This is a genomic window from Siphonobacter sp. SORGH_AS_0500 (assembly GCF_031453245.1).
Classification (GTDB): Bacteria; Bacteroidota; Bacteroidia; order Cytophagales; family Spirosomataceae; genus Siphonobacter.
Genome location: NZ_JAVIYT010000008.1, coordinates 286,865 through 309,475, shown reverse-complemented (window position 1 = coordinate 309,475; position 22,611 = coordinate 286,865). Strand labels below are relative to the sequence as shown.

Annotated in this window: 17 protein-coding genes; 14 read left to right on the top strand and 3 right to left on the bottom strand. The window is 45.0% G+C overall.

The window, feature by feature from the left end:
- Positions 1–152: 152 nt before the first annotated feature.
- Positions 153–3,173, top strand: a complete 3,021-nt coding sequence (locus QE357_RS24500; protein WP_307144106.1) for a TonB-dependent receptor — start codon at positions 153–155, stop codon at positions 3,171–3,173.
- 24 nt (positions 3,174–3,197) lie between these two features.
- Entirely contained in the window at positions 3,198–4,835 is a 1,638-nt protein-coding gene (locus QE357_RS24495) for a RagB/SusD family nutrient uptake outer membrane protein (RefSeq protein ID WP_309713823.1), read from the top strand.
- A 73-nt stretch (positions 4,836–4,908) separates the two neighbouring features.
- Here the strand turns inward: QE357_RS24495 and QE357_RS24490 are convergent, their stop codons facing one another.
- Positions 4,909–5,031, bottom strand: coding sequence for a hypothetical protein (locus tag QE357_RS24490; RefSeq protein ID WP_309713821.1), 123 nt, complete (start codon positions 5,029–5,031; stop codon positions 4,909–4,911).
- A gap of 240 nt (positions 5,032–5,271) precedes the next feature.
- Between QE357_RS24490 and QE357_RS24485 the strand changes: the two genes are divergently transcribed.
- The 11 genes from QE357_RS24485 to QE357_RS24435 all read left to right on the top strand — a co-directional run bounded on the left by QE357_RS24485 (position 5,272) and on the right by QE357_RS24435 (position 16,471).
- Positions 5,272–7,611, top strand: a complete 2,340-nt coding sequence (locus QE357_RS24485; RefSeq protein ID WP_309713818.1) for a glycoside hydrolase family 127 protein — start codon at positions 5,272–5,274, stop codon at positions 7,609–7,611.
- Between the two features lie 50 nt (positions 7,612–7,661).
- Positions 7,662–8,804: a glycoside hydrolase family 88 protein gene (locus tag QE357_RS24480; protein ID WP_309713816.1), complete on the top strand. Its 1,143-nt coding sequence runs from the start codon at positions 7,662–7,664 to the stop codon at positions 8,802–8,804.
- Between the two features lie 436 nt (positions 8,805–9,240).
- Positions 9,241–10,494, top strand: coding sequence for a DUF2264 domain-containing protein (locus QE357_RS24475; RefSeq protein WP_309713813.1), 1,254 nt, complete (start codon positions 9,241–9,243; stop codon positions 10,492–10,494).
- 635 nt (positions 10,495–11,129) lie between these two features.
- Positions 11,130–11,498: an AraC family transcriptional regulator gene (locus QE357_RS24470; protein ID WP_309713811.1), complete on the top strand. Its 369-nt coding sequence runs from the start codon at positions 11,130–11,132 to the stop codon at positions 11,496–11,498.
- Between the two features lie 91 nt (positions 11,499–11,589).
- Positions 11,590–12,345: an SDR family oxidoreductase gene (locus tag QE357_RS24465; protein ID WP_309713808.1), complete on the top strand. Its 756-nt coding sequence runs from the start codon at positions 11,590–11,592 to the stop codon at positions 12,343–12,345.
- Between the two features lie 75 nt (positions 12,346–12,420).
- Positions 12,421–12,774 carry a DoxX family protein gene (locus QE357_RS24460; protein WP_309713805.1) on the top strand — a complete coding sequence of 118 codons (354 nt, stop codon included), beginning with the start codon at positions 12,421–12,423 and terminating at the stop codon, positions 12,772–12,774.
- Complete coding sequence (locus QE357_RS24455) at positions 12,771–13,217, top strand: hypothetical protein (RefSeq protein WP_309713803.1); 447 nt, start codon at positions 12,771–12,773, stop codon at positions 13,215–13,217. The genes QE357_RS24460 and QE357_RS24455 overlap by 4 nt, the downstream gene beginning before the upstream one ends.
- Positions 13,218–13,531: 314 nt before the next feature.
- A complete protein-coding gene (locus tag QE357_RS24450) occupies positions 13,532–13,888 on the top strand; it encodes a potassium channel family protein (protein WP_309713800.1) in 357 nt (118 codons plus the stop codon).
- Between the two features lie 66 nt (positions 13,889–13,954).
- The gene (locus QE357_RS24445; protein WP_309713797.1) at positions 13,955–14,905 is read left to right on the top strand and encodes a bestrophin family ion channel; all 951 of its coding nucleotides are present in this window, start codon (positions 13,955–13,957) and stop codon (positions 14,903–14,905) included.
- A 32-nt stretch (positions 14,906–14,937) separates the two neighbouring features.
- A complete protein-coding gene (locus tag QE357_RS24440) occupies positions 14,938–15,675 on the top strand; it encodes a hypothetical protein (protein WP_309713794.1) in 738 nt (245 codons plus the stop codon).
- A 334-nt stretch (positions 15,676–16,009) separates the two neighbouring features.
- The gene (locus tag QE357_RS24435) at positions 16,010–16,471 is read left to right on the top strand and encodes a GyrI-like domain-containing protein (RefSeq protein WP_106635995.1); all 462 of its coding nucleotides are present in this window, start codon (positions 16,010–16,012) and stop codon (positions 16,469–16,471) included.
- Positions 16,472–16,546: 75 nt separating this feature from the next.
- Here QE357_RS24435 and QE357_RS24430 read toward each other — a convergent pair whose 3' ends face one another.
- Positions 16,547–17,416, bottom strand: coding sequence for a sugar phosphate isomerase/epimerase (locus tag QE357_RS24430; RefSeq protein ID WP_307144092.1), 870 nt, complete (start codon positions 17,414–17,416; stop codon positions 16,547–16,549).
- Positions 17,417–17,699: 283 nt separating this feature from the next.
- On the opposite strand from QE357_RS24430, the gene QE357_RS24425 reads away from it, so the two are divergent.
- The gene (locus QE357_RS24425) at positions 17,700–18,617 is read left to right on the top strand and encodes a cation diffusion facilitator family transporter (RefSeq protein WP_309713789.1); all 918 of its coding nucleotides are present in this window, start codon (positions 17,700–17,702) and stop codon (positions 18,615–18,617) included.
- 55 nt (positions 18,618–18,672) lie between these two features.
- On the opposite strand, the gene purL is transcribed toward QE357_RS24425, so the two are convergent.
- Positions 18,673–22,329: a phosphoribosylformylglycinamidine synthase gene (gene purL / locus QE357_RS24420; protein ID WP_309713786.1), complete on the bottom strand. Its 3,657-nt coding sequence runs from the start codon at positions 22,327–22,329 to the stop codon at positions 18,673–18,675.
- Positions 22,330–22,611: the final 282 nt, after the last annotated feature.

The following is a 22,611-nucleotide window of genomic DNA, read 5'->3' as shown; positions in this document are numbered from 1 at the left end:
AATCAAATTTACCCCCGCTTTTTGACGAATTTTTCCCCTACTCTTCTGCACCTGCCCCTCTACTTTTGGACTATTCAAGTAATAAGTTTAACCAATGTCCTTCTATTGAACATTAATTCTACAAATAGTTAGACACCCCTCCTGTACATTCTATGAAATTCAAATGGCTACTCATTTGTGGAGCGATTTTACACCAGCCAGGTGGATTATTTGCTCAGCCCTGGACCGGCCAGTCATTAGTACCTTCGACCAATAACCGAAGTACTCAGGCGGCTATCATTATCACTGGTAAGGTGACCGATGCCAACGGGCAGGGGATTCCTGGTACGAGTGTTTCGCTCAAAGGAACGAACCTGGGTACCAACACGGACTCCGACGGGAACTTCAAACTCCAGATTCCTGACCGGGCAACAAACCCCATACTGGTATTCTCTTACGTAGGGTATGCCACTCAGGAGGTAGTCGTAGGTTCTCAAACGACCCTGAACGTACAGCTTAAAGACGACAGCAGGGCTCTGAGTGAGGTGGTCGTTGTGGGTTATGGTACGCAGAAGCGATCGGATATTACAGGGGCGGTTGCCTCCGTACCTAAAGCTCGTCTGTCGCAGTTGCCCGTTACCAACGTGTTGCAGGCCGTTCAGGGCTCGGTAGCGGGGGTAAACATCTCCCAGCCTTCCTCTGTTCCCGGTGCAACGCCTACCACCATCGTTCGGGGGCAAAACTCGATCAATGCCAACTCGGGCCCGTTTGTGGTAGTGGATGGTATTCCGCTGAGTAAAACCGGAGGTTCGCTGAACGACATTAACCCCAACGACATCGAGTCGATGGAAATCCTGAAGGATGCCTCTGCCGTAGCTATCTACGGTACGAATGGAGCCAACGGGGTTATCCTGATTACCACCAAACGTGGAAACACGGGCAAGCCTACCATTCGTTACAACAATTACGTAGGGTTTGAAGAGTTTGCTCACATTCTTCGTCCACGAAACGGAGCTGAATACGTACAGAAGTACGCTGATTTTATCACACAAACGGGTCAGAAAGCTCCTTTCCCGGTTCCTAACTACGACGAGCTTCCTAACTACAACGCTGGTATTACTACCGACTGGATTAAGGAATCTACCCAAACGGGCGTTTTACAGGATCATAACCTGAGTATTTCGGGTGGTTCTCCCAACGTTCGGTATTTTGTTTCCGGGGAATTCCTGGATCAGAAAGGCGTAGTTAAGGGCTATCAGTACAAGCGGGCCAGTTTCCGTTCCAATCTGGACGTTACCCTGACGGACTTCCTGACCGTTGGAACTTCACTTTTTATTGCCAATAACAACCGCGATGGCGGTCGGGCCAATTTGCTGAATGCTTCGGCCATGAGCCCTTACGGTCAGATGTACAATACCAACGGGACTTACAAGATTTTCCCCATGTTCCCTGAGCAGTTGTACGCTAACCCCTTGCTGGGCCTGACGACCGACCGACTGGATCGCAATACCAATCTGAACGGCAACGGATACGTGGAGGTGAAGTTACCCGGTAAACTGGAAGGTCTGAAATACCGCATGAACATTGGTTATTCCTACATTCCAACCCGCTTCGGCAGCTATAGCGGACGAGCGGCCAATGACTTGTTGGGATCGGCGTACACGTCTTACTCGGAAACCAACAGTTTCACGCTGGAAAACATCATTTCCTACAGCAAAGACTTCGGTAAGCACCACTTCGATTTTACGGGTCTGTACAGTGCTCAACAACGGAAGTACGGTACTACGACGGGTTCATCTACGGGGTTTGTGAATGATCAGCTTTCGTTCAATAACCTGGGTGCCGGAGCCACGCAGTCGAGCACCTCGTATGCGGACCGTTATGCCCTGAATTCTCAGATGGGCCGGATTAATTACTCCTACGATAGTCGGTATCTGTTCACTGTTACTGCCCGGAATGACGGCTCGTCGGTTTTTGGAGGTAACACTACGAAATATGGTTTGTTCCCCTCGGCTGCTTTGGGCTGGAATATCAGCAATGAAGCATTCATGAAAAACCAGAGCATCGTGAATAACCTGAAATTGCGTTTCTCCTACGGAAAAACAGGTAACGAAGCCATCAGTGTATACCGAACCATTACTACTTCCAGCACAGGTCGCTCGCCTTTCAACGGCATCAGTACCATCGGCACCTTCCCCGGTAACCTGGGTAACAACAACCTGCAATGGGAAACGACGGTGAGCCAGAACTTAGGCGTTGATTTCGGACTTTTCAATGATCGCATCAACGGTAGTGTGGAGTTATACAAGAACCGCACCAAAGGCCTGCTTTTACTGCGGAGTTTACCCATCATGACGGGCTATTCCAGCGTATTTGATAACCTGGGCGAAACCTCCAACACAGGGGTTGAAGTAACACTGAACACTCGTAACCTGACCGCCTCAGATTTCAAGTGGGAAACGACACTGGTATTTGCTTCGAACCGGAACCGCATCGTGGACCTGTACGGAGACAAAAAAGATGACTTAGGAAACCGTTGGTTTATTGGCAAGCCCATCAGTGTCATCTATGACTACAAAATGGTTGGCGTATGGCAACAGGGCGAAAACCCAGCCGATCAGGATCCAAGTGCCGTAGCTGGAGATTTGAAATTTGCCGATCTCAATGGCGATGGCAAGATTACCCCCGATGGCGACCGGATTATTCTCGGACAAACGGCTCCTAAATGGACGGGCGGTTTAACTAACACCTTCCATTACAAAAACTTCCACCTGAGTGTGTTCCTGCAAACTGTACAGGGGGTAACTCGTAACAACGCCGACCTTACCTACGCCGATGAAACCGGAAAACGGAATACGCCTATCGCCGTAGGCTATTGGACGGCTGACAATCAGAGCAATACCCGGCCTTCGCTGGCCTACCGTAATACGCGGGGATATGGTTATGCTTCGGACGCGAGTTATACCCGGATCAAGGACGTAACGCTGAGCTACAATCTGAACCAGAATCTGGCGAATAAATTAGGTCTCGGTAGTCTCACGGTATACGCCAGTGGTCGGAACCTGTACACCTTTACTAACTGGATTGGCTGGGATCCCGAAGCAGTACAAAGCAGTCGAGGCTCTGGGGATTGGACAAATAACTATCCATTGACCCGCTCGCTGGTACTAGGCTTAAATGTTTCGCTTCGTTAATACGCGACCCTAATCTTGATCATAATGAAAAAAATATATGTAAAGCTGGCTGCCCTCGCGGCGGTAGTACTGGCAACGTCTTCCTGTCAGAAAAGCTTTCTTGACGAAAAACCTTATTCTTCGTATACCCCCATTACGTTAAATGATTCGCTGGGTCTTAATTCATCGCTGGTGGGTCTTTACAACCATACCAGTACGTATTACTCTTGGTCTGGTCAACAAGGCTGGCTTAGCGTCTGGCAAGTAGGTACGGACGTTGCCAATGCAACGCCCAATCAGCAAGGGATCGAAATTCCGTATTACAACTATACCCTGCTAACGCCTACGGACGGAGCAGCAAGTTATTTCTGGAACCGGAACTACATCATGGTAAACCTCACCAATACGATCATTAACTCTGTTGAGGACCCCAGTTTAACGGCAATCAGTCAGGGAGGTAAAAATCGCATCAGTGCTGAAGCCAAGTTTTTCAGAGCTTACGCCTATAACAACCTGGCAACCTGTTTTGGTGGGGTTCCGGTTATTACGAAAGCTCTGTCCGCACCTAAAACAGACTTCGTACGGGCTTCACTCGATGAGGTAAATAAAGTGATCGTAGAAGATTTGACCTTTGCAGTAAATAACTTACCCGACATTGAAAGCGTGGGGAGTAACACTAAAGGAAAGCTTTATGGCCGGGCGAATAAATTCATGGCTATGCAACTGCTGGCGGAAGCCTACCTGCGAATGGACAAACCCGATTTGGCAGAGGCTCAGTTACAGAGCATCATCAACAGTGGTCGATTCAAATTAGTGAAAGGTCGCTACGGCATTCAGTCGACGCAACCCGGTGACTATTACCACGACATGTTCATTTACGGAAACCAGCGTCGGGTACAGGGTAACACGGAAGCGATCTGGGTACTGGAGCAGGAAAACCCCAATACCGTTGTTGGTGGTATCACCGATAACCCGCAACACCGCCGGGTATGGGGAGCGGCTTACCACAATGTACCGGGTATGGCTCTCTCCGATTCTACGGGAGGTCGGGCACTGGGTCGTCTGCGATTGAGTAACTGGGTTCTTTATGAACTTTATAAGCCCGGAGACATTCGTAACTCGCCCTACAACATTCGTCGCCGATATGTTTATAACGATGCCAGCAAACCATCGACCTTCGGTAAACCCGTCCCCTACGCAGGAGCAGATACGGTATTTAACCTGGCACCGCACACGACCAAATGGTATCAGTTCGATCCAAACGATACGTTTGGCTATGCGATGATCAAGGACATGGTACTGATGCGTCTCGGTGAAACTTATTTGCTACTGGCCGAAGCTCAGGTAAAACAGGGGAAACTCGAAGCAGCCGCAACCAGCATCAATACGCTTCGCGAGCGGGCCTTCCCAGGTTATCCGAGTGTAGGTAAAGTTTCTTCCTCAGAGATGACCCTCAATTTTGTTTTGGATGAACGCGTTCGGGAACTGGTTGGGGAAGAAAACCGCCGGATGACACTCATGCGAACCAAAACGCTGGTAGAGCGTGCCACGCGTCTGAACGGAAACAATGGCTTTAACCCGACTCGCGGTCTGAGCAATACGCATTTATTAATGCCTATTCCTTTAACGGAAATTCAGCTTAATAAAGATGCCGTACTGGAACAGAACCCTGGGTATAATTAGTGATTCGATGAAAAGTCCTGGCTGGGTTACTCCAGCCAGGATTCTTGTGTTTTATTGGGTTTGCTCTATAAAATTAGTAAACGATTTTACTTTTACGGGCATACCACTGCCAGCGAAAATCTGGCCGGGCCACGCTGCCAGCAATACGCCCTCCGCGTTTGTAACACTGAGCGTCGCAGACGCTTTTCTCAGGCATTCGCAACATAGTCGCGGACGAACGAGGAGACACGTTACTACCTTAATCAATTGAAAGACATTCCTTTTCTATGGTTACTCGTTCCATTATGAAAACAGTCCGCCTTCGTTAAAAGGTCAACTGGCCAGCGTATTAAATCGGCATTTAATAATTAAATTCTAAAATGAAGGTTATCTTTCAACATTAACCTCATATTAGAAAACGTTAACCTCATAATAGAAAAGGAATTTCTGGTATTACATGAAAAAGTTAAGCCTCAAAACCCTCGGATCAGCACTGACGCTTTCGCTCCTGTTCAGCTCTACTCAGGCCCAGCAAGTCGAAACATTCCCTCTTTCATCCGTCCGACTATTACCCGGCCCTTTCCAGCAAGCCCAACAAACCGATTTAGCGTACATCCTTAAACTGAATCCCGAACGCCTTCTGGCTCCTTACCGCCGGGAAGCTGGACTTTCGTCAGCGGTTAAAAGTTATGGAAACTGGGAAAATACGGGTTTGGATGGTCACATTGGCGGCCATTACCTCACGGCTCTGGCTCAAATGGTTGCTGCAACGGGAGACAAAGACGCAACTCGCCGACTGAATTACATGGTCAGTGTACTGGATTCCTGTCAGCGAAAAAATGGCGATGGTTATGTCGGAGGTATTCCGGGCGGAAAGGTCATCTGGGCCGAGATTAAAAACGGAAAAATTGACGCGGGTACTTTTTCACTCAACCACAAATGGGTACCACTGTACAATATTCATAAAACCTTCGCGGGTTTAAGGGATGCGTACCTTATTGCGGGCAATCAACAAGCCAAAGGAATGCTGATCGCGTTAACCGACTGGATGCTAAACCTTACGGCTTCGTTGAGCGATGAGCAGATCCAGCAGTTATTAATTTCCGAACACGGCGGTCTGAACGAAGTTTTTGCCGATGTAGCGGCCATTACGGGGGATAAAAAATACCTGAAGCTCGCCCGGCGTTTTTCGGATCAATCGACACTCCAACCACTTTTAAACCAGAAAGATCAACTCAACGGCCTGCATGCAAACATGCAGATTCCTAAAGTCATTGGTTATTTACGCGTAGCTCAGCAGGATCAGGACGCCGCCTGGGCCAACGCAGCGGATTTCTTCTGGCAAACGGTAGTACATCATCGTACGGTTTCCATCGGTGGAAATAGCGTGCGGGAGCACTTTCACCCCGCTACCAATTTCACGTCAATGGTAAATTCCGTGGAAGGCCCCGAAACCTGCAACAGTTATAACATGCTGAAACTGACGGAAGATCTATACCGCCGTCAGCCCTCTTCAGCCTACGTAGATTATTACGAACGAACGTTATATAACCACATCCTCTCCTCGCAAAACCCTGAGAAAGGCGGATTTGTGTACTTTACGCCGATGCGTCCACAACATTACCGCGTGTATTCCCAGCCGCAGGAAGGCTTCTGGTGTTGCGTGGGTTCGGGCATGGAAAACCACGGCAAATATGGCCAGTTGATTTATGCTCATGATGCATCCAGCTTATACGTGAATCTCTTTATTCCTTCGGTCTTAACCTGGAAAGAAAAAGGATTAACCTTAACCCAACAAACGCGTTTTCCCGAAGAAGAACAGAGTCGACTAAGCTTCAAAGTAACAAAGCCTACGCGATTGGCTTTGCACCTGCGTCAACCCCTTTGGGCCAAAGGTTTTCAGGTAAAAGTGAACGGAAAACCAGTAAACGTTTCGGCGGATGATAAAGGTTACGTAATCATTGACCGCACCTGGAAAACCGGCGATCAACTTAGCCTGAGCTTGCCCATGACCACCACCGCCGAAGTGTTACCTGATTCCTCGGCCTGGGTATCGTTCGTACACGGCCCCATCGTTCTGGCAAGTGCCACGGGCAAGCAGAATCTAGCTGGATTATATGCCGATGACAGCCGGATGGGTCACATTGCCCACGGACCTATGACGCCTTTAGCCCAGGCTCCTTTGCTGATCCAATCGAATCCAAATGATTTAGTGGCCAGTATTAAACCCGTTTCCGGTCAGCATTTACGTTTCCGTCTGGCGGGACAAGCGGCTGAACTACAACCTTTTTATCAAATTCATGAAAGTCGGTACATGATTTACTGGCCTTATGCCTCTCCCGAGAATCAGAAAGCCCGACTGAAAGAACTGGAAAAAAGCGATGAGTTAACGCTGAAGCTGGAAAACTCGACGGTAGATAAAATTGCTACGGGTGAGCAGCAACCCGAATCCGATCATGGCTTTCAGGGTGAGAAAACAGATATTGGCGTACACGAAGACGTGCATTTCCGTCGGGCCAAAGGCTGGTTTAGTTATTCATTAAAAAACAAAAATCAGGCCGCCCGCAGCTTGCAGTTAACGTTCCATTCGGATGATGCTCCGCAACGTTTTCATCTGTACCTCAATGGTGCCCTCCTGGAAAAGGTACAGCTAGAGAAAAATGACGGTAAAGGTTTCTTCACGAAAACCTATGCCTTACCCGAAGCAGCTCAGAAATCGGATACCCTTCTCATCAAATTCGAAGCTCCAGCCGGCTCAGAAACCGGGCCAATTTATGAAGTCCGCTTATTAAAGTAAATTCCAAATTTATGGGAAGAGCTCCTCTTCCCATTCCATTACGATCTCCCATGATTAAAACCACTTACCTCAGCATTGTTCTGCTGTGCGGCACGCTTGTTACCTACGCCCAGAAGAAGCCTTCGGCCAAGGCCGTTTTACAGGACATTGAAAAAGCAAATGACTACTGGCAAACGAAAAATCCGAAACAGGGTCGAGCTTTCTGGGACAATGCTGCGTATCACACGGGAAATATGGAGGCGTATTTTCGTACCGGAAACGAAAAATACCGTCAATACTCCGAAGCCTGGGCCGAACAAAATGAATGGAAAGGAGCTAAATCAACCCAGCCTGAAAACTGGAAATATTCTTATGGTGAAACGGACGATTATGTATTGTTTGGAGACTGGCAGATTTGCTTCCAGACGTACATAGACCTGTATAACCTGAAACCCGAACCTCATAAAATTGCCCGAGCGAAAGAAGTGATGACTTATGAAATGAGCACACCGAAATCGGACTACTGGTGGTGGGCGGACGGGTTATACATGGTAATGCCTGTCATGACAAAGCTCCATAAAGTGACGGGAGACAAACAATACTTGGAAAAACTGAATGAATACTTTTCTTACGCCAATACTATCATGTATGACGCGGAAGAAAAACTATATTACCGCGATGCTAAATACGTGTATCCCAAGCATAAAAGTGCGAATGGGAAAAAAGATTTCTGGGCTCGTGGCGACGGCTGGGTCTTTGCCGGATTAGCCAAAGTTTTGCAGGATTTACCTAAGAATGATCCGCACCGGAAAACGTATGAAACCAAGTTTCTGGGACTGGCTGAAGCCATTCTAAAAGCTCAGCAGAAAGAAGGCTACTGGACCCGCAGCATGCTCGATCCCGAGCACGCTCCCGGTCCCGAAACCAGCGGAACGGCTTTCTTTACCTACGGCATGCTTTGGGGAATCAATCACGGCTATTTACCTAAAAAAACCTACTTACCAGCGGCTCTCAAGGCTTGGGAGTACCTTTCAACCGTAGCTTTACAGCCCGACGGAAAGATTGGTTACGTGCAACCCATTGGCGAAAAAGCCATCCCCGGTCAGATTGTAGATGCCCATTCCACCACCAATTTTGGAGTAGGAGCTTTTCTGCTGGCGGGTTGTGAATTACATCGCCATCTCACTAAAAAGCCTGATCCGGTTAAGCATTAAGTGGTTGCGGGTGACGTTCTTTTATCATTCATCCATGCTCAGAAAAGGGATGGGTTAGTAACCTTGGCAAGTGCCCGCTTTGCTTTCTCCTCCGCAGTCGCTCGGCTCTGCCGAGTGACCGCATAACTGTAGGCCTCTGGCCGTCTGAGGCAAAGAAATAGACCAGAAACTAACAGACTTGCTTACCCTAAAAGCTTTACCTACCATCGGCCAGAGTCCTGCACTCCATTTCCTCACTCGGCAGAGCCAAGCGACTGCGGGAGATAGCAAACTTGCCAATAAGGAACAAACGCGACTACTAAGTAAGGTCCTTCGCTCTGGATGACAGGTCAAAGATATACGTGTAGCTACCAGTAGTATGCCCGTATTACTTTCTAAAAGTGGCATTCATAACCAAAGTATTTTTCATTTTATTTTCCTGAATTTTTCTCCCCTAATGAAACGTATTCTTTGCCTCATTACCTTCGGCCTCTGCCTGGGTTTTAGCCCTCTTTTCGCTCAAAAAAAGACTAAAAAAGGTACCGTTAATCCACCCATAACTCAAAACGATCGCCAGTTCTGGCTAACCAAAATGGATCAGATGGTGCGTCCAGTGATGTATTACCTGGCTCAGGACAGTCTGCGTATCATGATGCCAAAGGTCACTTCCAAACGCATCGACAACCGCGAACACCGCATTCAGGTGCAGTACGTCGAAGTGTTAGGTCGGGTATTGAGCGGTATCGCTCCGTGGCTTCAGGGAGAAGGTGGTCCGGCGGAAGAAGTGGCCCTGCGTAATCAGTACCGGGCCTGGGCTCTGAAAGGCATTTCAAATGCCCTGGATTCTACGGCCAAAGATTACATGACCTTCAATATCGGTGGTCAGCAAATTGTCGATGCTTCTTACCTTGCCTACGCTTTTCTTCGGGCTCCCTGGCTTTTCGAGCATCTTTCAAAAACGGATCAGGATCGGCTAGCGAAAGCCCTTCGTACGACGCGTCAGTTTAAACCCGTATTTTCCAACTGGTTGTTGTTCTCGGCTCTCACCGAAACGTTCTTTTGCCGATTTGGCTATGAATGGGACCCCATGCGGGTCGATTATGCTCTTCAGCAACTGGAACAATGGTACGTGGGAGATGGCATGTACAACGACGGCACCACCTTTGCCTATGATTATTACAACAGCTACGTCATTCACCCCTATCTGGCCGCCATCACGCAGGTCATTGGTCAGAAAACCGGATCTTACAACGGCATGATTGCTAAAATCAAAAAGCGGAATGAGCGATATGCCGTTATTCAGGAACGCCTCATCAATACCGACGGAACCTACCCTGCCACGGGTCGTTCTATTGTCTATCGGGGAGCAGCTTTTCATCATTTGGCTGATATGGCTTGGCGAAAAGCCTTGCCTGCTACGCTGAAACCTGCTCAGGTACGATGTGCCCTGACGGCGGTAATTCGTAAAACCCTCGAAAGTCCCTCAACGTACGAGAAAGGCTGGTTAACCATCGGCCTATACGGTTCACAGCCCGATCTGGCCGATTTTTATAACAATCAGGGCAGTTTGTACATTGCTTCGAATATCTTTCTACCCTTAGGTTTACCCGAAAACGATCCATTTTGGAAGGACGCTCCCGAAAAGTGGAGTGCCCAGAAAATCTGGAGTAGCGAAGATTTCCCGCATGATCATAGCGAAAGCTGGAAGTAATAAGAGCGTACAGACGAAAGGCGTTCCGGGTAGGCTTACCCGGAACGCCTTTCGTTTGAGGGGCAATAAAATTATCCCTAATCTGTCATTTCGAATATCTCGAATACGCCTAAAGAGTTTCTGATAAGAAAGTAAAAGCATCAAAAGGACAATATGATTACATATACTTATAGTTGAATATCAATTATAATCACTAGTTAAGTATTTTCAATACCTAAAGCTAGGTAGATACTGGATTATTACTTTTATTTGAGAAATATGCGAAATTGAGCAGAACTTAAACAAAAACAATTGCTATAGAAGAAACATCTGGTATGAAAGAAATTCACCTCAGCTTATATAAATAACAAAAATTAAATAGCTATAAATATTTAACTACTTAATCTTCATGGCATTAGACCAGAATTTATTTCAAAGAAAAGCTGATGCACAAGAAGTCGTAAACCAAATAGTGATACGTATAAAAGAAAATAGCTCACACTCTAGAATGGGTGTAATTAATGAAAGTAGAACTAAAACAGAATATTATTAACAAATTCTGACAAGCTCTAAAATATAGAATTTTGTTTATTGAATAATATAAATTATATGTATACTATTTTAGTAAAATTTACCTTCAACATTTATAAATAATTATGGCTGAAAGCAAGATTAAACGAAGCGAGGAAATTACTAATCAATATTTCGCCTTTCTCGATAAACATATTGAAGACGTGGTAAATGGTCAGTTTGACGATTTTTTAAAACTCAATCAAATCGCTCAAGAATTGTATGTTTCACACACCCATCTTTCCGATACAATACAACAAACAACCGGGCATCATCCTTGTCATTTCTATGACCTTAAAATTGTCAACAAAGCAAAATCACTTTTGGTAGACTCCGATCTATCTATTGCTGAAATAGCTAAAAAACTAACTTACGATCCCTCCAATTTTGGTAAGTTTTTTAAAAAATTTACCGGGCAAACCGCTGGTGAATTTCGGAAAGACTACAAAAAATGACTTCCTCCATAAAAGTTCCGAAAAGTTCACCATGAAATAGACCTTCCGCTTCTTGACCTTTGCAGGGTTAACATTTAATAATACTCCTACTATGTCAAAGAACGATTTAAACGGAAAAGTGGTAATCATTGCAGGCGGTGCAAAGAATCTGGGTGGTTTGTTGAGTAAAAGTATGGCCTCAAAAGGTGCAAAAGTAGTAGTTCATTACAATAGTGATCAAACGAAAGCGGAAGCAGAACAAACCCTGGCAGAAATCAAAAACAAGGGTGGTGAAGCGATTCTGGTTCAAAGCGATTTAACCAACATTGCCAATATCACCAGTCTTTTCGCTAAAGCCAAAGAAACGTTTGGTGGAGTAGATATTGCCATTAACACCGTTGGGATGGTACTTAAAAAGCCGTTTACTGAAACTACGGAAGAAGAGTACGACACCATGATGGACGTAAATGCAAAGCAAGCCTATTTCTTCTTACAGGAAGCAGGGAAACACCTGAATGACCAGGGCAAAATTTGCACCATCGTGACCTCGTTGTTAGCTGCCTTTACTGGCTACTACTCTACGTATGCAGGTGCCAAAGCTCCCGTAGAACACTTCACCAGAGCCGCTTCTAAGGAATTCGGCGGACGCGGCATTTCTGTTACCGCGGTTGCACCCGGCCCCATGGATACACCCTTTTTCTACGGCCAAGAAAGTGAAGATGCGGTTGCTTACCATAAATCTGCGTCGGCTTTGGGTGGCTTAACTAAAATTGAAGACATCGCCCCATTAGTAGAATTTTTAGTTACGGATGGCTGGTGGATTACCGGGCAAACCATCTTTGCCAATGGTGGTTACACCACCCGATAAAAGTTGATTTAATGATTCTTACAAAGGCAAATGGCATTCGTCGTTTGCCTTTGGCATTAACATAAACCTTTCGTTATGATACTAAAAATCATCAACTCAATCCTGATTCTTATCGCTGTATTCATGGGTATGAAACAGGGCTACGCAATGTTTTCAGGAAAAGCCGAAATGCTGGAAATGTTCGGTAAGTGGAACTTTAGCAAAACTGCTATCATGGTCAACGGTTTAGTTACCATGATAGCAGCCTTATTAATCTTGTTTCCTAAAACATTTGTATGGGGTAATTTCCTGATGGCAGCAGGTATTTTAATGATTATTTGTTTGCATGCATTAGACAAAGACTTGAAAGGGGTAGCTATAGAAGTACCTTTTTTATTACTGAATTTAATTATTATTTATTTGCAGCATCCGCTTACTAAAACGGTATGAAAAATTTATATACACTTTTTATCATACTAACTACAAGTAGCTTCGCTGCTTGTAGGCAAAGTAAACAGGTAATCCCAACTCAAAAATCAGAATTACAAAACCTTCAAATTATTAATAAAATGGACACCAGTAAATTAATTAACGAAACGGTAAAAAAAGCATTTGATGCTTTACAAAGTGGAGATAAGTCTACCTTTTATTCTTTCTTCACAAAAGACCCCGTTTTTACAGATGATGGCAGAACTTTGAACTTTAAATCATTTTTTGATAATGCTTTCAATCATAAAGAAAAATTTCTGAGCATTGACAAGGTAGAGAATGAAGGTAAAAGCATTTATGGAGATTTCTTCGCAGGGCAATGGGGAACGTTCAAAGTATTCTTCAAATTTCATCAAAACGCTGAGGGTAAATTTGATAGATTGGACATTGGACAAGGAAAATAAATATGCGTGAGTTAATAAGCAGGTTACAAAAACTCAAGTACGAATTTTTGCTTTTCGCGTTAGTTCAACATCTGTTTATCGGAATTTTCATTACCGATTTAGATTTCTATACCACAACCATCTGGCCAATCAATATGCTGGTGTTAGGACTAGGAAGCATTTTTATGTTTACCGGTAAAAGCAGTTGGCGGCATTGGTTCAGAAACCTGCATTTTATAGTTGTGTTAGTACTACCCATGGGCATCCCATTTTTTAAGGGGGTGCCCTGGTATTTTACTTTTCTCAACATCAATTACGTAGTATTTTTTGTATTTATGTTTTTGGAACTGCTTCGGTTCTTATTAAAACCCAGTTACATCAATAGCGACGTCATCACCGCATCCATTTGTGGGTACTTACTACTGATAGAAATCTCTGTTTTTCTGTTACAATATTGCATGTATCAAAACTTACAGTCTTTTAAAGGGATTGATACTTCTTCGCCAGCGGCTATCTATATCGACCTTGTCTATTTCTGTTCCATCACTTTTACCAGCATAGGCTTTGGAGACATCACCCCCAATCATCACATTACTAAACTCATCACTGCTTTTATTGGGATTGCCGGGCAATTCTACACAGTCGTTTTAGTAGGTATTCTTTTGAGTAAATTTTCATCCAGTACAAAATAAATGAACATAGCCAGCCACTATAAACTCCTGCACTTCATTCCTTGGACGAGAACCAAGATTTACAAAATGCTTTTACTAAGCACCATTCCCACCGTGCTCTTTTACTTCCTGGATATAAAATGGTTGGCTATTCCGTGGGTACCGGTTGCTTTGTTAGGTACCGCAACAGCCTTTATTTCAGGATTTAAAAACACACAAACCTATAACCGAATGTGGGAAGCCCGGCAAATTTATGGGGCTATTATCAACAGCAGTAGGGCATTGGGTATCATGGTAAAGGATTTTGTACGCACTAGCGATAAAGTAGAACAGGCCGCCTTACATAAAGAAATCATCTACCGTCATTTTGCGTGGCTTACCGCCTTGCGTTTTCAACTGAGGGAAACAAAGAGTTGGGAAAACATTAAAACAAAAAGTTACAATAAAGAATACCTGCAATATTACCAAGTGCCTGAATGGGAGAGCAGTCTGGATGAAGAATTGAAAACTTTTTTAAGTGCAGAAGAATGTCAGTACATCCTTTCTACCAAGAACAGAGCTACACAAACCATTGCCCGGCAATCCTCACGACTAAAGACGTTGAATGAACGAGGTATCATTTCAGATTATAACTATGTGGCTTTAGCCAATCAGTTAAAAGATTTATACGATCAGCAAGGCAAATGCGAAAGGATTAAGAACTTCCCTTATCCGCGTCAGTTTTCGAGCATCAATCTCTACTTTACAAACTTGTTTTGCCTATTACTCCCGCTCGGCTTTATAGGGGAATTTTCAAAATTGACTGAAAAATTTGGCGAAAGCATGGTATGGTTAACCATTCCATTCAGTATCATTTTAGGCTGGGTTTTTCTCGTGTTAGAACAAATTGGCGAAAGTACCGAAAATCCATTTGAGGGAGGAGCGAACGATATTCCCATTACGCAGATAAGCCGAAATATAGAAATAGATTTAAGAGAAATGCTAGGTGAAAAAGATTTACCACCTGCCATCTCAGCCCAACATACCATTGTGCTTTAAGCAGTTATTGAGCAAACAAAACAAATCTTTTGATGACCAACCTAGAAACTGTACAGAAGTGGTATCCAAACGCTAAGACAACCGAAGATACCGTAAACCAATTACTCGACGTGATTGAAAACGAATTAGGATTAAAACCTAACCAGCTCATGCACGCCGATAGTATGTGTTGTGATGATGTCAATGCGATTCAATACCCACCCAGGGCTTATGAAATGCTAGGGCCTTTTCATATGGGAGGTTTAAACGGCTATCCTTTTGCAGGAGTTACCGGAATGAATGCTTTTGCCCACCACGTTCCGGAAGATGGAGCCGTCGTTGTATTTTATGCCCCTCACATTGGCATAACCAAAGATGGGACTATTGGGGAAATTCATCGAATAGGGCAAAGCGAAAATTCAGCCTGTTGTGGGGCTGCGAAAGGTGCATTGGGGAAGCTTTTGAATAACCAGATCGAAGCGGGCAACGTCACTGATTTGGATTATCAGATGAACACCATCGAACAAATCTTTTTGAAAAAGGCTGATCGAATAAAATCTGCTGCTAATCAACTATTTGAAGCGACAGAAGTCATGTACGAAGCCATTAACGAACGCGTTGAAACATTGGTGAGTAAAACCAATTATCCCTGTAAATACGTGATTCTTATTGGTGCAATCTTTATTAATGGCGATAAAGATATGGGCTCTTTCTGCTCTTACAAGCGTTTCGATTGCCTTGATTTATCTACCCAAAAACAAATGAGTTTAATGGATAAGTTTTATCAATAGCTACTAACAACCTTTGTCGTAAGTTCTTTGAAGTAGCCTATCCTAAGAAAACGGATTGATTAGTACCTTTTGCAGATTGAGAAATGGTTACCGAGCATTGCGTTTAGCGTTGTTGATACCCAGTTAACCCTTTAAACGTCATTCAATGACCTTCATAGAATAGTTTGATACTCGTAAATAACGTTCGCTACTCCTGACATAGGGTTGTCATAAGAGCCTTCTACTTTTACAACGTGATCTACAGCAGAGGGTCATCAGAAGCTTGTACAGGTTTATTCTTCTATACAACGCTTCTGTCGTTCATCACTCAATCTTAAAAAATCCATTCAAAGCAATGAGTAATCAAACCATTCAGGAATTTTATGTAATCGGGATTTCAACGAGAACAACCAATGCAAACGGACAGTCTGCCAAAGACATTGAGGCACTATGGGGCAGATTTTGGGGTGAAGACATCCAAAAGCAAATTCCTAACAAAGTCAGTGACGATATCTATGCTGTCTACACCGACTATGAAACTGACTTTACCGGTTCTTATACTACCCTTATTGGTTTACCCGTGCGTTCCTTAGAAACGATCCCAAAAGGTTTTGTAGGAATGACCATCGAAACTTCGGTGTATCAGAAATTCATATCCAAAGGAAAAATGCCCGAAGCTGTTTTCAATACCTGGGTAGAAATTTGGGGCAATAAAGACTTAAAACGGGCTTATAAGGCTGACTTTACGGTTCATGGGATAAAATACCATGACGGAGACCAGGCCGAAGTAGAAACATTTATATCTCTACAGGAATAGAATCGTTATACTGATGCATTTTATACAAGAAAGGGACAGCTCTCGCTGTCCCTTTCTTGTATAAAAAACTGAATCTTAAACACTAAGTTTCTTCATGTACTCAGCGTCTTTTTTCAGACTTTCCATGGGTGAACTGGGGTATTCTTCCTGCTCAACCAGGAAGTATTTGATACTGCTGTTATCAAGTACGCTCCGCAGGGTTTTCTTGAAATTCACTGCTCCTTCACCGATGTCGTTTTGTACGGGTCTGCCCCCTTTTACGGTATAATCTTTGATGTGGCAGAGTTCGTAACGTTTGCCGTATTTCTTCAGGTGCTCGGCGGTGTCAACACCTGCCACGTCAATCCAGCAAAGATCCAGCTCAAACATTACGTTTTTAGGATCCGTATTTTCGAGTAAGAACTCCTGTGGTAATTTACCATCGAGGGGCTTGAAGGAATAATCGTGGTTGTGGTAACCAAACTTCAAACCGCTTTTCTTTACTTCTTCACCTACTTTATTAAAATTATCGGCGATTTTCTTCCAGTCATCCCAGCTCTTTTGTGCACCGATGTAAGGACACAACAGGTAACTCAGGCCCGCCCCTTTTGCCATTTCGATGTCTTTTTTCAGTTGATCAGAGCTATTGGCTGCTTTACCGAAATCGAAATGTGTAGAAACCATTTTCACGCCTAAATCACCGAGGAAGGTTTTGATTTCTTTGGGTTCCATGCCCCATAAGAAACCTTTAGGACCACTGTAGCTTTCGAATTGCTTGTAACCGAATTGAGCCAACTGGGTCATGATGCCCTTAGGATCTTTGGGAAGTACGTCACGGGCACTGTATAACTGAACACCGAACGGACTAATCGTTTTAGAGGGGGCAGCCCAAAGCTTGGACTGTTGAAGCGTGAAGGCACCGGCAGCAAGAAGACCGGATTGTTTCAAAAAATGACGACGTTGCATGTTAATGGATGGTAAAAGCCTGTTCAGAGAAAGGCAAATGTGCGTAAATCATATGGCCTATCCAACCTTCACCAGCAGAATCTATTGTTAATAATTCAAAACAGCTCTTTTCTAATCCCTCTTCCACTTAAACTGTTCCTAATTTAACGTAAACTGATACTTTTTCAACTATTTAAAATTGAGTCCTGAAGGTATCTTTGCTGTATTAAGTATTTGTAAATATTTCAAAAGAATCTAACTTCTTCGCTTCCCTTTTGGTTAGTTAGTATATGCTTCTATAGTCATGAACCCCCGCCGTAAAAAACTCAAAGCACGAAAGTTGATAAAACTTTCCATTGCCATTGGCTCCCTATTAACCGTCTGGGCAGTAGCCATTGGTATTCTCGGCGATTCAAAATCCATTATTTTTGATGCACTCTTTTCGCTCGTCGGGATCAGTATGTCCGGGGTTTCGTTGTTTGTCACCAACTTTGTCCGCAAGCCCGACGACGATAACCTACCTTTTGGCCGCTCGCAGTTTGAACCACTTTATATCTCCGTTCAATCGCTCATCATCATTTTCCTGTGCCTCTATTCCTTCGCCACTTCCATTATTGACATTCTGAACGGCGGACGAAAAGTAGAATTAACCATTGCCTTTCCTTACCTGATTACCTCGATTATCGTTTGCATTGGTTTAGGATTATACTTCCGTAAAAAAGCCCGGCAATTAAAGTCGGATTACGTTTTGATTGAGGCGAATGAGTGGCAACTGGATGCCTTGCTGAGTTTCGGCGTTTTAGTCGTGCTTTCGCTGAGCTACTTTTTAAAGGATACGAGCTTCTCCAGCATCATTCCTTACTTAGACCCCATCATTGTTTTGATTATTTCGCTGTTGTTCATGCGAATTCCGGCTCGTACGTTCTGGAAAAACATCAAAGAGTTACTTCAGTTTGCTCCCGACGACGAAGTAGAAGACAAGATTCACGAAGCTTCGGAAAAAATTGCCCAACAGTATCGTTTTACAGATTTACTGGTTCGCGTCGCTAAAACGGGCAGCAGTTATACCGTAGAAATTGACTTCCTGTTACCTAAAGATCAGGCTCAGAAGCCCCTGATTGAACTGGATCGGATTCGTCAGGAGTTGTATGACCTAATCAAAGGCGATTACCAGATGTGGTTAACGATTTCCTTCACCACCGAGCGTAAATGGATGTTATAAAGGCAAAAGCGGACCCACTTTCGCGGGTCCGCTTTTACTATCGAATAATTACCAATTATTGTTTCTCTACTAACCAGTTTTTGGCATTGACAAAAGCTTCCATCCAGGGAGAAACTTCATCTTTACGACCCGCAGGATAATAAGGCCAGTGCCACTGCAAGGCCGAACGTTCGGCGTGAGGCATCATCACCAGGTGGCGACCCGTTTTATCGCACATCATTGCGGTATCAAAGCTGGAACCGTTGGGGTTAGCCGGATACGTGTGATAGGTGTACTTCGCCGTGATCTGGTATTCGCTTTCGTCGTAAGGAAGCTCAAAACGACCTTCACCGTGCGAAATCCAAACCCCGAGTGTACTACCCGCCAATGTTGAAAGCATCACGGAATTGTTCTCCTGAATGGTTACCGAAGTAAACAAGCTTTCGTGTTTGTGGCTTTCGTTATGTTTCATTTTAGGCTTCACTTCATGGTCAGGGTTAATCAATCCTAACTCGATGAAGAGCTGACAGCCGTTACAAATCCCTACGGAAAGGGTGTCTTCGCGTTGGAAAAACTTCTCAATAGCCTGTTTCGCCTTTTCGTTATACAGGAACGAACCAGCCCAGCCTTTAGCCGAACCTAGTACGTCGGAGTTAGAGAACCCACCTACTGCACCGAGGAACTGAATGTCTTCCAGCGTTTCCCGACCCGAAATCAAATCCGTCATGTGAACGTCTTTCACTTCGAAGCCCGCCAGGTATAAAGCATTTGCCAGTTCGCGTTCGGAATTACTTCCTTTCTCCCGAAGAACGGCTGCTTTCGGGCGGTAGCCTTCAATTACTGGTTTTTTACCCGTGAACTGTGTAGGAAAATGGTATTGCAACAGGTGATTTTTATAATTCTCAAAACGCTCTGTTGCTTTGGCCACACCACTTTGTTTCTGATCGAGCAGGTAAGACGTCTTGAACCATACATCACGCAGGTGATCGACGTTCAGTGACCAGCTTGCGTCCTGATCTTTGATCGTTACCGTAGCTTCAGCCGTTACTTCACCAATTTTATGGAAGGTCACTCCTTTGGCAGTCAGAATCTCCTCAACTGAAGCATCTGCCTGGAATACGATACTAATATTTTCAGCGAAAAGTTTCGCTACGCTATCCTGCTGCCCTAAGGAAGTCAGGTCCAGGGTAGCTCCGAGGTTGCGATCCGCAAAGCAAAGTTCGAGTAAGGTCGTAATCAAACCACCGCTGCCTACATCGTGACCCGCCTGAATTTTTCCGGCTTTGATCAATTCCTGAATGGCATCGAAAGCGGTTTTGAACGCTTCGGCATTTACTACGTCCGGGGTTTCGTTACCAATTCGGTTTAGAATCTGAGCCAGCGAAGAACCACCCAGCTTGTATTGGTCGCCCGAGAGGTTAATGTAGTAAATCGAACCGCCGTCTTTTTGTAAAACGGGCTCAATCACGCCACGCACGTCATTACAGGGGGCACCTGCGGAGATAATCACCGTTCCGGGAGCAATCACATCCGCGTTGGGATATTTCTGCTTCATGGACAGCGAATCTTTACCCGTTGGAATGTTGATTCCTAAACTAATCGCAAAATCAGAACAGGCTTGAACGGCCTGGTATAAACGAGCGTCTTCGCCCTTGTTCTTACAGGCCCACATCCAGTTAGCCGACAGCGAAACGCTTTTCAGACCTTCCTCAAGCGGAGCCCAGATGATGTTTGAAAGAGCTTCGGCAACCGCATTACGACTACCCGCTGCCGGATCAATCAGAGCCGAGATTGGGGCGTGACCGATGGAAGTAGCAATCCCGTCTTTACCCTGAAAATCCAGAGCCATTACCCCAACGTTATTGAGGGGTAAGTGCAGGGGACCGACATTCTGCTGTTTCGCTACGCGACCACCTACACAACGGTCTACTTTATTGGTTAACCAGTCTTTACTAGCCACCGCTTCGAGTTGAAGAACGGCCTCCAGATAGGTTTCTAATTCATACACATCATAAGTAACGGGCTGATAGGTACGTTCTACCGTTTCGTCAACCATGATGGTTTTGGGAGCACTGCCAAACATATCAGCCAGTGCCAGATCCATCGGTTTTGCGTCTTTTGTGTGAGACGCAATGGTAAAGCGATGGTCGGCGGTTACTTCACCTACGTTATACATGGGAGCCCGCTCGCGTTCAGCAATGCGTTGCAGGGTTTCCACATCAGCAGAGCCAATCACTAAGCCCATCCGCTCCTGCGACTCATTACCTACAATTTCTTTCGCTGAAAGCGTAGGATCGCCCACGGGTAACTTATCCAGATCAATAGATCCGCCCGTATCTTCAATCAATTCGGACAGACAGTTCAGGTGTCCACCGGCTCCGTGATCGTGAATCGAAACGATGGGGTTGTTATCACTTTCCACCAATCCACGGACGGCGTTAGCAACGCGTTTCTGCATTTCAGGGTTTGAACGCTGAATGGCGTTTAACTCAATCCCTGAACCGAATTTCCCCGTATCAGCCGAAGACACCGCCGCACCGCCTAAGCCAATGCGATAGTTATCTCCACCCATTACAACGATCTGATCGCCCTGTTGGGGCTGGTGCTTAATAGCTTGCTCGGCTTTGCCGTAGCCAATTCCACCCGCCTGCATGATTACTTTATCGTAACCCAGCGTGCGACCGTCTTCTTCGTGTTCAAAGGTTAATACCGAACCCGTAATCAGGGGTTGGCCGAATTTATTACCAAAATCGGTGGCACCGTTAGACGCTTTAATCAGAATGTCCATCGGCGTTTGGTATAACCATTTACGCTCAGCGACACCCTTCTCCCAGGGACGATCTTTTTCCAGACGAGAAAGAGCCGTCATGTAAACCGCCGTTCCCGCCAGAGGAATGGCTCCCTGACCACCGGCTAAGCGGTCACGAATTTCTCCACCCGAACCCGTAGCAGCACCGCTGAAAGGCTCAACCGTCGTTGGGAAGTTATGCGTTTCGGCTTTCAGAGAGATGACCGAGTCAAACTCTTTTACCTCGTAAAATTCGGGAACGTCGGGACGTTTCGGTGCAAACTGTTGCACGCGAGGGCCCTTCACGAACGCCACGTTATCTTTATACGCCGAAACAATTCCATTAGGATTGGTTTCCGACGTTTTACGAATCAGTTTGAACAGAGAAGTAGGTTTAGCTTCACCGTCAATCACGAAAGTGCCATTGAAGATTTTGTGACGGCAGTGCTCGGAATTAACCTGCGAAAAGCCAAATACTTCGGCATCGGTAAGCTTCCGACCTAATTTTTCTGAAAGATTATTAAGGTATTCTACCTCTTCATCACTCAGCGAAAGACCCTCCTGTTTGTTATAAGCGGCAATATCATCCAGCTCGATAATCGGTTCGGGTTCGATGTTGATGGTGAAGATTTCCTGATTGAGTTCCTCATATTTCTGAGAAACCATCGGATCAAAACCGGTGAAATCAGCCGCTACTTTCGTAAACTCTTCGATTCGGCTGATTCCCGTAATATTCATATTCTGGGTAATCTCTACAGCATTGGTACTCCAGGGGGTGATCATGGTTGCCCGCGGGCCCGTAAACACCTGATTGATCGTAGTTTCTGGCAATAAGGATGAATCTCCGAAGAGCCAGTTCAATTTAGAAATGTCCGCGTCAGTCAAAGACTGCTGGGTTTCAACCGCGTAAACAGTAACCTGATCGGCAGAAAAGAAATAAATCATGTTTGGAGTCGTAATGCTAGATAAAAGCTTAGTACTTGCTACAAAGGTAGCGTGATTCGACCGTTTTTCAGAAAAAAATCCAAGTTGAAGGAAGGAGCATGAAAAATGAGTGATTTCCCACCCCTTTTCTGCTTAAAATTACATTTGCCCACCTTTCCGAACCCCAAACACGGGCTGAAAGCATGTTCATCTGATTGGGCAACACAAAAAGTCAACGGATCATTCCGACCAAATTCTTTTTAAATAGGAAGGGGTTTTCTCCCGCAGTCGCTCGGCTCTAGC

Coding starts and splice junctions, on each gene's coding strand:
- QE357_RS24500 (WP_307144106.1), top strand. CDS start 153: ATGAAATTCAAATGGCTACTCATTTGTGGAGCGATTTTACACCAGCCA.
- QE357_RS24495 (WP_309713823.1), top strand. CDS start 3,198: ATGAAAAAAATATATGTAAAGCTGGCTGCCCTCGCGGCGGTAGTACTG.
- QE357_RS24490 (WP_309713821.1), bottom strand. CDS start 5,031: ATGCCTGAGAAAAGCGTCTGCGACGCTCAGTGTTACAAACGCGGAGGG.
- QE357_RS24485 (WP_309713818.1), top strand. CDS start 5,272: ATGAAAAAGTTAAGCCTCAAAACCCTCGGATCAGCACTGACGCTTTCG.
- QE357_RS24480 (WP_309713816.1), top strand. CDS start 7,662: ATGATTAAAACCACTTACCTCAGCATTGTTCTGCTGTGCGGCACGCTT.
- QE357_RS24475 (WP_309713813.1), top strand. CDS start 9,241: ATGAAACGTATTCTTTGCCTCATTACCTTCGGCCTCTGCCTGGGTTTT.
- QE357_RS24470 (WP_309713811.1), top strand. CDS start 11,130: ATGGCTGAAAGCAAGATTAAACGAAGCGAGGAAATTACTAATCAATAT.
- QE357_RS24465 (WP_309713808.1), top strand. CDS start 11,590: ATGTCAAAGAACGATTTAAACGGAAAAGTGGTAATCATTGCAGGCGGT.
- QE357_RS24460 (WP_309713805.1), top strand. CDS start 12,421: ATGATACTAAAAATCATCAACTCAATCCTGATTCTTATCGCTGTATTC.
- QE357_RS24455 (WP_309713803.1), top strand. CDS start 12,771: ATGAAAAATTTATATACACTTTTTATCATACTAACTACAAGTAGCTTC.
- QE357_RS24450 (WP_309713800.1), top strand. CDS start 13,532: ATGTTTTTGGAACTGCTTCGGTTCTTATTAAAACCCAGTTACATCAAT.
- QE357_RS24445 (WP_309713797.1), top strand. CDS start 13,955: ATGCTTTTACTAAGCACCATTCCCACCGTGCTCTTTTACTTCCTGGAT.
- QE357_RS24440 (WP_309713794.1), top strand. CDS start 14,938: ATGACCAACCTAGAAACTGTACAGAAGTGGTATCCAAACGCTAAGACA.
- QE357_RS24435 (WP_106635995.1), top strand. CDS start 16,010: ATGAGTAATCAAACCATTCAGGAATTTTATGTAATCGGGATTTCAACG.
- QE357_RS24430 (WP_307144092.1), bottom strand. CDS start 17,416: ATGCAACGTCGTCATTTTTTGAAACAATCCGGTCTTCTTGCTGCCGGT.
- QE357_RS24425 (WP_309713789.1), top strand. CDS start 17,700: ATGAACCCCCGCCGTAAAAAACTCAAAGCACGAAAGTTGATAAAACTT.
- purL (WP_309713786.1), bottom strand. CDS start 22,329: ATGATTTATTTCTTTTCTGCCGATCAGGTTACTGTTTACGCGGTTGAA.